Raw genomic sequence first — 11,608 nt, 5'->3', positions numbered from 1 at the left:
CGGAGGGGGCGCGGGCGGCATTGTTGGTGCGGTTTGGTGGGGCTGTTGATGTGAAACAAACGCAAGGGGAGCAAAAGGCAAGTATTTGGGTGCGTTATGAGGGGCTTTCCAAGGCGCATAAAAGGCGCTGTGAAGAGCGTTTGAAGGCACTTTGTTTTTGGGAAGATTTGCTCCATGCCGGTATGGGAGTGCATGATGCGGCAAGTTTGAGTGCGGTGCAATTTGGTGTGAGCCGGATGTCGCTTTTTAATTGGAGGCAGATGGTGGAGGGGTATGAGCGCCCTGATTGGTTGGCAGCTTTAGCGCCTTGTTATGGTGAGGAGACTGTTTCGCAATTTGCGCCGTGTCATGAGGGGGCGTGGGAGGTTTTTTGTTCGGATTATTTGCGCCCCTCTCGCCCTGCTTTTTCGGCGTGTTATCGGCGGATGGTTTCGGTTGCACAGGAGCGGGGTTGGCAGCCCATTCCTTCTGAGCGGGCTTTGCGGCGTCGTTTTAAGGCGCAAATTTCCAAAGCGGTTGTGGTTTTAGCGCGTGAGGGAGAAGAAAAGGCAAAAAAGCTTTATCCAGCCCAACGGCGTGATCGCTCGAGCTTGCATGCATTGCAAGCGGTGAATATGGACGGGCATAAGCTGGATGTTTTTGTGAATGTTCCTTGGACAGAGAAGCCTGTGCGGCTTTATTTGATAGCGATACAAGATCTTTATTCTGGCAAGATTTTATCGTGGCGCCTGTCAGATGCTGAGACTTGGGAAATCGTTCGTTTGGTGATTGGGGACATGGTGGAAGCTTATGGCATACCAGAGCGCATGACCTTGGATAATGGGCGCGCTTTTACCAGCAAGTGGATTTCTGGAGGTGTGCAAAACCGTTTTCGTTTTAAGATTAAGCCGGATGATCCGCAAGGGCTTTTGACGAGTTTGGGGGTGCAATTGCAATGGACCACCCCTTATAGCGGACAGTCTAAACCGATTGAGCGGGCATGGCGTGATCTGGCAGAAGCGATTTCTAAACATCCCTTTTGTGCGGGGGCTTATACGGGCAATAAACCGGATGCCAAGCCTGAAGATTATGGAAAACGCGCGATAGGATTTGAAGCGTTTAAAGCCCATGTTGGTGCGCAAATTGTGGCGCATAATGCGCAAGCGGGGCGTAAGGCGGTTAATTGTGCGGGGCGCAGTTTTGATGAGACCTTTGCAGAGAGTTTGCAAGCCGAGGGGACGATAGTTCGGCAAGCAACGGCAGCACAACGGGCTTTATGGCTTTTAACCTCTGAGGCATTGCGTGCGCAAAAGGGTACGGGCGAGATCCATTTTTATGGCAATCGTTATTGGGCGCGGGCGTTGAATGAGCATGCGGGGAAAAAAGTGATTGTACGCTTTGATCCGGATAATTTGCATCAAGATTTACGGGTTTATGATTTGAACAATCGGTTGCTTTGTTTGGCACCATGCCTTTCTGATGTAGGTTTTTATGACCAGCAGGCGGCGCGCTTGAATGGGCGTTTGCGTAAAGAATATGTGAAGGCTGTTAAAGCAGAAAAACAGCTAGCGGCAAAGCTTGCGCCTGATCACTTGGCCGATGTTTATGGGCGCCTTGAGAAAAAGGATGAAGCGTTCAAATCGAAGCTTCCGATAAAGCCAAAGGTGAGCCGCTTGATGCCAAACAATGTGGGGAATTTAGCTTTGAAAGCAGACGATGATGAGGCTTTGGGGGCTCGAGAATTTAGTCAACACTTGCATAAAGCTTTGAGAAAGTTTTCCGCCTCTGATGAGGGGCGTGAGGTGATCAAGTTTCCCAAGCAATAGAATAAGGAAATAGGAAAAGAGAGGGGGGGGTTATAAGAATTCTCAAAAGGAAGCTGGTTTTGTATCGCGTATCAGCTTGAAGCGTTAACAAAGAAAGGGGGGGAGGAATCTTATCCATTTCATAGTCTAATCAATACATGAAGTTTCTAGGTGTCTTTGCCTGATCGGGTGAGATGCGTGGAGTTAGCAAGTTCCCTGATGTGTGAGAAAGAGAGGGGATTTGCAAGGTTAGCCGTTTTAGTATCGCGTACGGCTTTTAAATGTTCATTCTAAAGACAAAAGATAAGGGGCGGGTGGGAGCCCTTCCCCTTATCAACAGTCTAAAATCAATACGAGAGGGGAATATACATGAAAAACGCGATAAATGCAACGGTCGATAAAAATCCTTGGGCGCGACCTAAAATCCAGCCTAATGGAACAGCACAAAACCGCAACAGTGATGACATTGCTTTATGGAATGAGCTTGTGGATGCAGTGAGAGCTTTGGGGCAAATGAATGATTGGTCGAAAGCAGAGGTGGCACGGCGCATAGGGATGCCGGATGGGACGTTTTCGCAATGGTATGCGGGCAGTTATGCGGGACAGTTGGGGAAGCAAAATGCGAAGGTTCACCAATGGGTTGAGACTTTAAAGGAAACAGCGGGGTTTTTGGAGCGCATTCCTGAAAAACCAGCCTTTCAGAGGAATCGAATTGCCAGTGAGATTATTGATACTTTAACACTGGCACAAAGTACGGGGGATATGGTGATGATTACGCTTGATGCGGGCAGTGGTAAGACCGAAACTTGCCGCCATTATCGCTCTACCCGCCCGCATGTTTATCTGGTGACAGCAAGCCCGCATACGCGCAGTGTTCACGGTATTTTGAATGATATGGCAGCAGAATTGGAAGTGGTGGAATATAATCCCACCCGCTTAACGCGTGCGATTGGCAAAAAGTTAGAGCGTGTTGGTGGCGGAACATTGTTGATTGTTGATGAGGCGCAAAATTTAACGGATGAAGCGATTAATCAGTTGCGCCACTTTGTTGATATCAACGGTACGGGGTTGGCTTTGGTTGGCAATGATGAGATCTCGGGGCGGTTGGTTCATCGTCAAAATGGTCCCTCTTATGCGCAAATTAAAAGCCGATTGGCGATGCATTTGAAACGGCGCAAGCCCTATAGTGAGGATATTGCGGCGCGCATTCATGATTGGGGGATTGAAGATGTTGGTGCGATAAAGTTTTTGACAGGGATAGGCTTAAAGGCTGGAGCTTTGCGGCAAATTGACAAAACCATGATGTTGGCACGCATGGCAGCGCTTGGAGATGGGTGTGAGGTGACTTTGAAACATGTCAAAGCGGCATGGAAAAACCGTGACGTGGAGGAATTGGCATGATCTCTTTATGCGACAAAGAATTATCCGATACGCTTGTTGGTCTTTATGACGATTATCAATGCGGTTTTGATATTGGAGAAAAGCTTAAATTGTGTGTTGATTTGGCGTTATTGCTTGAATTGGAGTTGAGTGTTCACCGTTTGGGGGAAGCGGATGCGGTTTTGGAAGGCCAAGTTGCAGAAGTTTTGGCTGAGTGTGACAGCTCTGATCGAGATGAAGATAAGAGCAATCGTGTGATTTATATGGATTTTGGAGGAAGCAAATGATGGAACGTAACCCCTATATGGTAAGAGATAGCTTGATTGCTTTGCGCTCTGCCTTTTTACAGTATGAGGTGAATGGCATTTTTATGCATGGACAAGATGTTCGAGAATTGAATGAGTATTTGCGTCGTTTGGCAGGCTATAACCACGTTTTAAGTCATGAGCTTATGCGGTGTCGTTGGCAATTGAAAGCGGGATGTGCGCCTTCTTCAGGGGATGTTGTGCCATTTCGTCGGTTTCAAAAAACACAGGAGGAAGTTGGTGATGAATCCACAAATTGAACTTGAAGGTACGCGTTATATGAAGGATGCAAAAGGGGCTTTGGTGCCGGTAAACCTGATCCGCCCTGCGGATTTGTTAGAGGATGAAACGGTGCGCAAAATTATGGGTTTTGCGAAAGAATTATCGGCAAGGATTGCACGTTTTAACAACCATACGATTGCGGATTTGAGTGATTTTGATAGCTTGCTTGCGCAAGAATATGGTGTGGAGCGGCGTGGCAAAAAGGGCAATTGTACTTACACAAGCTTTGATGGTTTGCAACGTATTAAGGTGCAAGTTCAGGAGAGTGTTGATTTTGGACCGCAATTGCAAATTGCCAAAAGCCTTCTTGATGAGTGTTTGAATGAATGGTCTGCGGATGCACGCCCTGAAATCCGTGCGATTATTACGCGTGCGTTTAATACGGATAAAGAAGGCAAGGTGAATCGGGGCGAGATCTTTATGCTGTTGCGTTTGGATATTGATGATCCACGCTGGAAAGAGGCGATGCGTGCTATTCGCGAGTCATTGCGTGTGACGACATCTAAGGAATATGTGCGTTTTTATGAGCGCGATAGCCTAGAAAGCGCTTGGCGTGCTGTGACCATTGATCTGGCGAAGACATGAGGGGGGAGAGATGTCTTTAGCTGTCCTTCATATGGGAAAACGCGCGTTAGGTCTTGATGATGAGACCTATCGCGCACTGCTCTATCGCTTGACGGGCAAGCAATCGGCGAAAGATTTGAATTTTTCAGAAAAGCACTTGGTTATCGCTGAAATGAAAGTGTTTGGTTTTAAGCCGAATAGGAAGCGTTTAGAGGGTAAATATGCTAAGAAGCTCCAGGCGCTCTGGATTGCTGGGTGGAATCTTGGCATTATTCGTGATCGTTCAGATAAAGCGTTGCTTGCCTTTGTGAAAAGACAGACAGGGATTGATCATATTCGTTTTTTACGCGATAGCGATGATGCATGCAGAGCTATTGAGGCGTTGAAAGGTTGGTTGCAGCGTGAGGGTGGGGTTGACTGGAAAGGGAAAAACCGCGAAGATTCATGGAGGAATAAACCAAGCATTTCCATTTTGTGTGCCCAATGGAAGTGTTTGAATCCCGATGCTGTGTTTGATCTTGGGGCTTTTCACCAAAGTGTTATGGCGTTAAGTGGTAAAGCTTTGGGTGAGATGAGTGGGGGCGATTTTAGAGAAGTGATGAATGTTTGGGGGCGGAAAATCCGTAAAGGTGTTAAAAGCGAGGGGTAAGCATGTATGCAAGAGGAAATCTATAGCGATTTTCCTGCCTTATTGCGTGAAATAGCTGATGTTGCGGGCAGTGAAGCAGCATGGAATATGATGCGGGCTTTTGGTGGACGAGAAGTTTATATACCCGGGCGTCTTGAGAGTGCGGATTGGTTGATTGAAATTGTTGGGTTTGAAGAGGCGCAACAATTGATCAACCATTTTTGTTTTAATGGTTCGGGTGTGCGCCTTCTTATCCCCCTTGGCAGAGATGCTGAACGGCGGCAAAAAATGGTGCAAGCGTTGCAAAAAGGCTGGTCGGTTGATACTGCAGCTGCTGTTTCTGGTATGCATGTGCGCACAGCCTATCGCTTGAAAAAGAAAATTTCTTCAAAAGAACCACAAGGTTTATTATTTCCAGAGTTTTATGAGTATTGAGAGTTTTGACTGACAGTGTCAGGCTTATATTGGGGGGTTGAAATCCGATAAACTGCGCATGGATTTTTATGCATTGAGTGGTTTGTTATGGTTTCAATAGATGCTTCTTTTCTTCATCGCCTTGCGCCTAAATTGGCGCATCATGCGCGCCAAGATTTTATTATTGTTGAAATGGCACGCGTGTTGCCTAAAGCTTTATCTTATGGGGCACTCACAACACCGTTGCGTATTGCACATTTTTTAAGCCAATGTGCCCATGAGAGCGATGGCTTTTTTACCGTTTGTGAATATGCCTCAGGGCGCGCTTATGAGGGGCGGCGTGATTTAGGCAATGTCAACCCTGGGGATGGGGTGCACTTTAAGGGGCGTGGGTTGATCCAATTGACGGGGCGCAATAATTATCGCCGTTTTACGAGGTTTTGGCGCTTAGTCGATGAACAAGCTGTTGATTGTGAGGCATTTCCGCAAGAGCTGGAAAAGTTTCCAGCAGCGCTTTGGTCTGCTGTTTGGTTTTGGCAAATGAAAGGCTTGAATAGGCTTGCTGATCAAGATGATTTACTCAGAATTACTAGAGCAATTAATGGGGGCAAGAATGGACTTGTGCAACGTTTGATTTATTTGAACCGCGCCAAAAAGCTTTTGGGGCTTGGAGGCGAGGTGAAAGCATGAAGCCCTCTTATCGTGGCTCTAGGCTCTATTTATGGTGGTCTTTTTGGTTTGCTTGGGGGGTTATTTTTTTGCTCGTTTCTGGTGGTTTGTGGGGGGCTCCGCATATTGTTGATATGGCGAGCATTTCTATTCCTTCGATGGTGGCGATTATTGTTGGCAATCTGGGGGTGCATCGTGGCTTTGGTTCGTTGGATTTTTCCAATAGGAAACATTCCCATAAGCGGCATAGCAGCTCCTATGATGGGGTGGAGATAACGAGGTGGGGAGATAAAAGCAATGTTTAGCCCACTTTCAAAACTGTCTTTTGGTCTGCTTTTTTTGGTCAGTGTGATGTTGGCGGCTTTTGGCTTTATGAAAGCGCAAGTTTTAAAAGCGGAAAAGGCGCGTGATTTGTATTGGCAGTTGGAGATTGCCAAGGCTTCAGCACGTGCACTGCTTGTACAAGAGCGACAAAGACAAGCAGCGTTGGAAGCTGAGCATCAAGCGCAAGGGGTGATTTCGGCTTTGGAACAAAAGCTTGTGAAAATGGAGGGGGTCAATGGGAAGTTGCCGGTTACTGGCGGTGGCATTGGGCTTGAGCGTGTGCGCTTGCTCAACACACAAGCCGGTGGGTAGCCTTTCTTATCATTTTTTATCGGTTGAATTGCCGCCTGTTGTTCGCATGGCGTGTGCCCGCCCAGCTTTATTGCCAGAGCGTGCTTTGAATGCGCGTGAAGTGGTGCACTATTGGGGGCGTGATCGTGCTGCTTTATTGATTTGTGAACAGCGTAGAAAAGCTGCGGAGCGGGCGATTTTAGGCACAAGAGAGGGGACTTTTAAGTGAATTTGGATATCAGTGTTGCCAATGGCTGGTTGTCTTTATTGTTATCGGTTATTGCGATTTGTGGGGTTTTGAGAGCCTATTTTTCTTCAGGTGCGCGGGAAATGCTGAAAGATATCACGGCGCTTAAAGAGCGTGTGCAAAAGTTAGAAACAGAGATGGACTTTTTGCCTGATCGTGATGCGCTGCAAAGATTGGAAGTGAATATGGAGAAATTGAATGGTCGTCTCAACACGCTTTCTGCACAATTACAACCGGTGGCAGCCATTGGTGAGCGCTTGCAAGAGTTTTTACTGGAGAATGCCAAGAAATGAAAGCAGATATGGATAAAATCATCCGTGAAGAAGCGCGGTTGATTATTTTAAAAGGGCTTGCTTGTGAGCGCAGTGAAACTTTATCGAGTGCGATGATTGAGCGGCTTTTATACAGTTATGGCATCAGGCGCGATCGCGATTTTGTGCATAATGAACTGGCATGGATGGAAGATCAAGGTGCTGTTACTTTAAAATGTGTGGGTTCGGTTTTTCTTGCGGCATTAACAGAACGGGGAGCACGTCATTTAGACCGGAGCTTTTCCATTGAGGGGATTAAGCGGCCTAAACGTTCATCAATAAAAGACGAGGTGAAGGATGCGCAAGGTCGGGCGTGGACGTTTAACGGCGATTGATTTATTGCCGCAAGCTTGTGATCAAATTATTGCTGCTGCTGCTGAGGCTTTAAATGGGCGTGAGAAGACGCAAAAAGCCATTTATGATGAATTTAAAGCAGCTTTGAAGGCTTTAAAAAAAGAAATGGGTTTAAGCTTTTCTATACCCTCCTTTTCCAGTTTTAATCGGTATTCTTTGCGGCTAGCCGTGATGTCACGGCGCCTAGAACAGACAAGAGAAATTGCAGCAAGCCTCTCGCAGCGCTTTGATGCTAAAGCTTCTGATAATATCACTCTTTTGACGGCGGCAGCGATTAAGGAGTTGATTTTTTCCACGTTGAGCAGTGGGAAAAACCTTTCGCCAAAGGCAGCACAAGAATTGGCCAATGCGCTTAAAGGCGTGTTGGCGGCTGAACATTTGTCGACCACGAGGCGGCAAAAGTTGGAAAAAGATTTTACCAGCAAAGCAAGCAAAGCGGTTGACGCAGCAGCAGCGGCGGCGGGGCTCTCAGAAGAAACAGCGCGAGCTATTCGTGCGCAGGTGTTGGGGGTAAAACATGGCTGAACAGCCCTTTTCAAAAAGTCATGTCTTTGATCATCAAGGTGGTTTTGATATTTGGCGGAAAAGTACTTTTCCCAAAGAGAGTGATCCCTTAGCGGAAGGCGTTTTGATGGCACATCAACGGGCATGGATTGAAGATAAGTCCCCATTAAAATTGGTGGAAAAGGGGCGGCGGACCGGCATTACTTTTGCAGAAGCTTTGGATGATACACTGATTGCGGCGGCGGCACGTGAAGCGAGGGGCGATAATGTTTTTTATATTGGTGACACCAAAGACAAGGGGCGGGAATTTATTGGCTATGTGAGCAATTTTGCTTCGGCAATTACGAGCCATAGTGGGGATGTTGAGGAATTTTTATTCTCTGATCAAAGGGCGGATGGTTCAACAAAATATATCTCTGCTTATCGGGTGCGTTTTGCTTCGGGGTTTCGGATTGAGGCGCTTTCGAGCCGCCCTGAAAATATTCGCGGACTACAGGGCATTGTGGTGATTGACGAGGCGGCGTTTCATCAAGATGTGCGCGCTGTTTTGGATGCTGTCAATGCTTTGCTCATTTGGGGAGGAAAAATCCGTGTGATCTCCACCCATAATGGTGTGCTCAATCCTTTCAATGAACTGATCCGTGAGGCGAAAGCAGGTAAGGTTCCTTTTTCGGTGCATTGTTACCCCTTTGGTGTTGCTGTTAAAAATGGCTTGTTTAAACGGGTTTGTGCCATGAAGGGGGAGGTGTGGAGTTTAGCATCTGAGCAACAATGGGAAGAGCAAATTCGTGCGTCTTATGGGGTGCGTTTGGCTGCGATGCGCCAAGAATTAGATGCCATACCAGCTGATCAAGAAGGGGCGGCTTTAACACGCTTACAGATTGAAAATTGTTGCGCGCTTGACATTGCGGTGTTGCGTTTTGCTTGTGTGGATGATTTTAAAAATCAATCGGAACATCAACGAAGTGTTGCTGCTTTTGCTTGGTGTGAGAAACATATAAAACCTCTTCATATTGGGCTTGACCGGCGGCGCCAACATGTTTTTGGTGTTGATTTTGCCAGATCGGGCGATGCGACATCGATTGTGGTGATGGAGGTGGGACAAGATTTGGTGCGCCGTGTCCGGTTTATGGTGGAATTGCGCAATACGCCGTTTGATCAACAAAGAGAGATTTTATTTTATGGGGTGAATGGTTTGCCGCGTTTGATGGGCGGCGCGTTAGATGCGCGGGGCAATGGGGCTTATTTAGCCGAAAAAGCGGCGCAACGTTATGGGGCTTGTGTGAAGGAAGTGCAATTGTCGCAAAGTTGGTATGGCAAGGAAATGCCGGCTTATTTAGAAGCTTTTGGGGATGGGACGATTGTTTTGCCGCGCGATAGTGACATTGTTGCCGATCATCAAGCGCTTGCTTATGTCAATGGCATTGTGAAAATTCCAGACAATCATCGTTTTAAAGGCAGTGACGGTTTTATGCGCCATGGTGATAGCGCGATTGCTTGCGCTTTGGCTTATTTTGCCAGCCGCCAAACTCCTGAAATTTATGATTATACCCCTGTGAGAGAGGCTTATCGTTTTGATGAAAGCTCGCTCTTTTCAACGCCTTTTTTTTCAACAATGCGATCAAAGATTTATTGATGGGATGATGAGATGGTAAAACTTTTAGATCAGTGGGGTAGGGCGCTTAATATCAAAGGGTTGGAGAGGGAAGTCGCAAGCCCTACCGTTAATGGTATTCGTGATGTGTGGTCACAAACCATTGTCAGTGGTCTCACCCCTGCGCAACTTGCTGATATTTTGCAACAGGCAGCACAGGGGCATCCAGAGCAGTTTTTTCAACTTGCCGATGATATGGAAGAGCGTGATTTGCATTATCGTGCTGTGCTTGGCATGCGTAAAAATGCTCTCACAGGGGTGGAGCCTGGAGTGATTGCCGCAAGCAACAGTGCACAGGACAAAAAGATTGCGGATGCTGTTCGAGAAGTGATTAGTGCACCTACCTTTGTTGATGATTATGTGACGGATTTGTTAGATGCTTTGGGAAAAGGTTATGCGGTTGTTGAAACTTTGTGGGACAAGAGTGCCAAGGAATGGTGGCCGGTTGCTTGGAAATGGCGGGACCAGCGGTTTTTTCAATTGGACCGGCGGGATGGTTTTCATTTACGTTTAAAAGAAGAGGGGTCTCACTATGGTATTGAACTGCCTGCTTATAAATTTTCTATTCACAGACCCAAGTTAAAAAGTGGGTTGCCTATCCGCACGGGGCTTGCACGGCTTGCAGCTTGGGCTTTTTTGTTTAAATCTTATACCTTAAAAGATTGGATGGCTTTCTTAGAAGTTTATGGCATGCCTTTGCGTGTGGGCAAATATGGAGCGAGTTCTTCTCATGAGGAACGACGGGTTCTTATTCAAGCGGTGCGTGATTTATCCAGTGATGCGGCAGCGATTATTCCCAAAGAGATGGAGATTGAATTTATTGAAGCGGCAGGGGGCAGTGGCAATGCGGTGTTTGCTTCTAAGGCGGAATATTTAGATCGACAAATTTCTAAAGGTGTGTTGGGACAAACCATGACGACGGATGATGGTTCGTCCTTTTCGCAAGCACGCATTCATGAAAATGTGCGTCATGATATTGCCAGAGCTGATGCACGCCAATTAGCTTTAACGGCTAATCGTGATTTAATTGTGCCCTTTGTTGAGATTAATTTTGGGCGCCAAGAGCGCTACCCCCTTGTCTATTGGCCGATTTCGGAAAATGAAGACATTAAAGCGATTAGTGATGCGCTGGAAAAACTTGTGCCCTTAGGTTTGCGTGTTGGGGCGCAAGAAGTGCGCAATAAGATTGGTTTTTCGCAACCAAAAAAGGAAGAGGATATTTTAAAGGCTCCTGATAATGCGCTTGATGATGAGAGGGGAGAAAAGGCTCATGTTTGTGCTGATTGTGGAGGTGTTTTTGATGTTTCTGTGACAAGAGAGAGCAAGGGTGCAAAAGAGAAGGGTGGGAAACATCACGACGAATTGGACCGGCTTTCACAAGAAGCTTTAAGCGACTGGGAAGAGGACTTAGAACCCCTTTTAGAGCCTTTTAAAAAGCTTGTGAGAGAAGCAAAAAGTTATGAGGATATCCTAAAAGGCTTAGATGAATTGCTAGGTGAGATGGATCATCACGCATTAGCAGCGCGCTTGGCAAAAGTACAAATGATTGCACGTGGGCTTGGGTATCATGGATGAGGAACTTTTTAAAACCGCCCCTAAAGAGGTCACCCGTTATTTTGAAGCCAAGGCACTTGTTCCAAGCTTTGATTGGCGTGATATAGCACCAGAAGAACATGCCTTTTCCTTTACGGTGGCAAAATCGCTAGGCTATGATATTTTGGATGATTTTAAGCGAGCGGTTGGAGAAGCCATAAAACATCAAGTTCCTTTTCAAGATTTTCAAAAAAATCTGATGCCGATTTTACAGGAAAAGGGTTGGTGGGGTAAAAAGACCAGCATTGACCCCAAAACTGGTGAAAAGAGCGTGGTGCAATTGGGCAGCCCACGGCGTTTAGAA

General features: G+C 46.7%; 16 protein-coding genes and 1 pseudogene. All 17 read left to right on the top strand.

Going from position 1 to position 11,608, the window contains the following annotated elements:
• A partial coding sequence (locus ACFIJL_RS07905; protein WP_375624048.1) for a transposase domain-containing protein occupies positions 1 to 1,805 on the top strand: 1,805 nt, incomplete at its 5' end.
• A 348-nt stretch (positions 1,806 to 2,153) separates the two neighbouring features.
• On the top strand, positions 2,154 to 3,185 hold the full coding sequence (locus ACFIJL_RS07900) for an AAA family ATPase (RefSeq protein WP_375624046.1): 1,032 nt from the start codon (positions 2,154 to 2,156) through the stop codon (positions 3,183 to 3,185).
• Positions 3,182 to 3,451: a hypothetical protein gene (locus ACFIJL_RS07895; RefSeq protein ID WP_012231825.1), complete on the top strand. Its 270-nt coding sequence runs from the start codon at positions 3,182 to 3,184 to the stop codon at positions 3,449 to 3,451. Before ACFIJL_RS07900 ends, ACFIJL_RS07895 begins: the two co-directional genes overlap by 4 nt.
• Entirely contained in the window at positions 3,451 to 3,729 is a 279-nt protein-coding gene (locus tag ACFIJL_RS07890) for a hypothetical protein (protein ID WP_375624050.1), read from the top strand. The genes ACFIJL_RS07895 and ACFIJL_RS07890 overlap by 1 nt, the downstream gene beginning before the upstream one ends.
• Entirely contained in the window at positions 3,713 to 4,336 is a 624-nt protein-coding gene (locus ACFIJL_RS07885) for a DUF3164 family protein (protein ID WP_375624044.1), read from the top strand. Before ACFIJL_RS07890 ends, ACFIJL_RS07885 begins: the two co-directional genes overlap by 17 nt.
• Before the next feature lie 10 nt (positions 4,337 to 4,346).
• Positions 4,347 to 4,964: a regulatory protein GemA gene (locus ACFIJL_RS07880; protein WP_375624042.1), complete on the top strand. Its 618-nt coding sequence runs from the start codon at positions 4,347 to 4,349 to the stop codon at positions 4,962 to 4,964.
• 6 nt (positions 4,965 to 4,970) lie between these two features.
• Positions 4,971 to 5,378: a helix-turn-helix domain-containing protein gene (locus ACFIJL_RS07875; RefSeq protein WP_375612315.1), complete on the top strand. Its 408-nt coding sequence runs from the start codon at positions 4,971 to 4,973 to the stop codon at positions 5,376 to 5,378.
• Positions 5,379 to 5,465: 87 nt separating this feature from the next.
• Positions 5,466 to 6,047: a glycoside hydrolase family 19 protein gene (locus ACFIJL_RS07870; RefSeq protein ID WP_375624040.1), complete on the top strand. Its 582-nt coding sequence runs from the start codon at positions 5,466 to 5,468 to the stop codon at positions 6,045 to 6,047.
• The gene (locus ACFIJL_RS07865; protein WP_375612317.1) at positions 6,044 to 6,331 is read left to right on the top strand and encodes a hypothetical protein; all 288 of its coding nucleotides are present in this window, start codon (positions 6,044 to 6,046) and stop codon (positions 6,329 to 6,331) included. Before ACFIJL_RS07870 ends, ACFIJL_RS07865 begins: the two co-directional genes overlap by 4 nt.
• A complete protein-coding gene (locus ACFIJL_RS07860) occupies positions 6,324 to 6,662 on the top strand; it encodes a hypothetical protein (RefSeq protein ID WP_375624038.1) in 339 nt (112 codons plus the stop codon). The genes ACFIJL_RS07865 and ACFIJL_RS07860 overlap by 8 nt, the downstream gene beginning before the upstream one ends.
• Positions 6,655 to 6,870 (top strand): hypothetical protein, encoded by a 216-nt coding sequence (locus tag ACFIJL_RS07855; RefSeq protein ID WP_375624036.1) that lies wholly within the window; start codon positions 6,655 to 6,657, stop codon positions 6,868 to 6,870. The genes ACFIJL_RS07860 and ACFIJL_RS07855 overlap by 8 nt, the downstream gene beginning before the upstream one ends.
• On the top strand, positions 6,867 to 7,181 hold the full coding sequence (locus ACFIJL_RS07850; protein WP_375607966.1) for a DUF2730 family protein: 315 nt from the start codon (positions 6,867 to 6,869) through the stop codon (positions 7,179 to 7,181). Before ACFIJL_RS07855 ends, ACFIJL_RS07850 begins: the two co-directional genes overlap by 4 nt.
• The gene (locus tag ACFIJL_RS07845) at positions 7,178 to 7,534 is read left to right on the top strand and encodes a hypothetical protein (RefSeq protein ID WP_375612320.1); all 357 of its coding nucleotides are present in this window, start codon (positions 7,178 to 7,180) and stop codon (positions 7,532 to 7,534) included. The genes ACFIJL_RS07850 and ACFIJL_RS07845 overlap by 4 nt, the downstream gene beginning before the upstream one ends.
• Positions 7,497 to 8,078: a phage protein Gp27 family protein gene (locus tag ACFIJL_RS07840; protein ID WP_375624034.1), complete on the top strand. Its 582-nt coding sequence runs from the start codon at positions 7,497 to 7,499 to the stop codon at positions 8,076 to 8,078. The genes ACFIJL_RS07845 and ACFIJL_RS07840 overlap by 38 nt, the downstream gene beginning before the upstream one ends.
• Positions 8,071 to 9,693: a hypothetical protein gene (locus ACFIJL_RS07835; protein WP_375624032.1), complete on the top strand. Its 1,623-nt coding sequence runs from the start codon at positions 8,071 to 8,073 to the stop codon at positions 9,691 to 9,693. Before ACFIJL_RS07840 ends, ACFIJL_RS07835 begins: the two co-directional genes overlap by 8 nt.
• A gap of 12 nt (positions 9,694 to 9,705) precedes the next feature.
• On the top strand, positions 9,706 to 11,286 hold the full coding sequence (locus ACFIJL_RS07830) for a DUF935 domain-containing protein (protein WP_375624030.1): 1,581 nt from the start codon (positions 9,706 to 9,708) through the stop codon (positions 11,284 to 11,286).
• Positions 11,279 to 11,608 (top strand): annotated as a pseudogene (locus tag ACFIJL_RS07825) (hypothetical protein); the annotation flags it as partial. The gene ACFIJL_RS07830 and the pseudogene ACFIJL_RS07825, both read left to right, overlap by 8 nt.

This window comes from Bartonella sp. TT119HLJHH (assembly GCF_042193385.1).
In the GTDB taxonomy this organism is placed as follows: domain Bacteria; phylum Pseudomonadota; class Alphaproteobacteria; order Rhizobiales; family Rhizobiaceae; genus Bartonella.
Note: the sequence above shows the minus strand (reverse complement) of the source record. Positions and strands in the feature narration are given on the sequence as shown.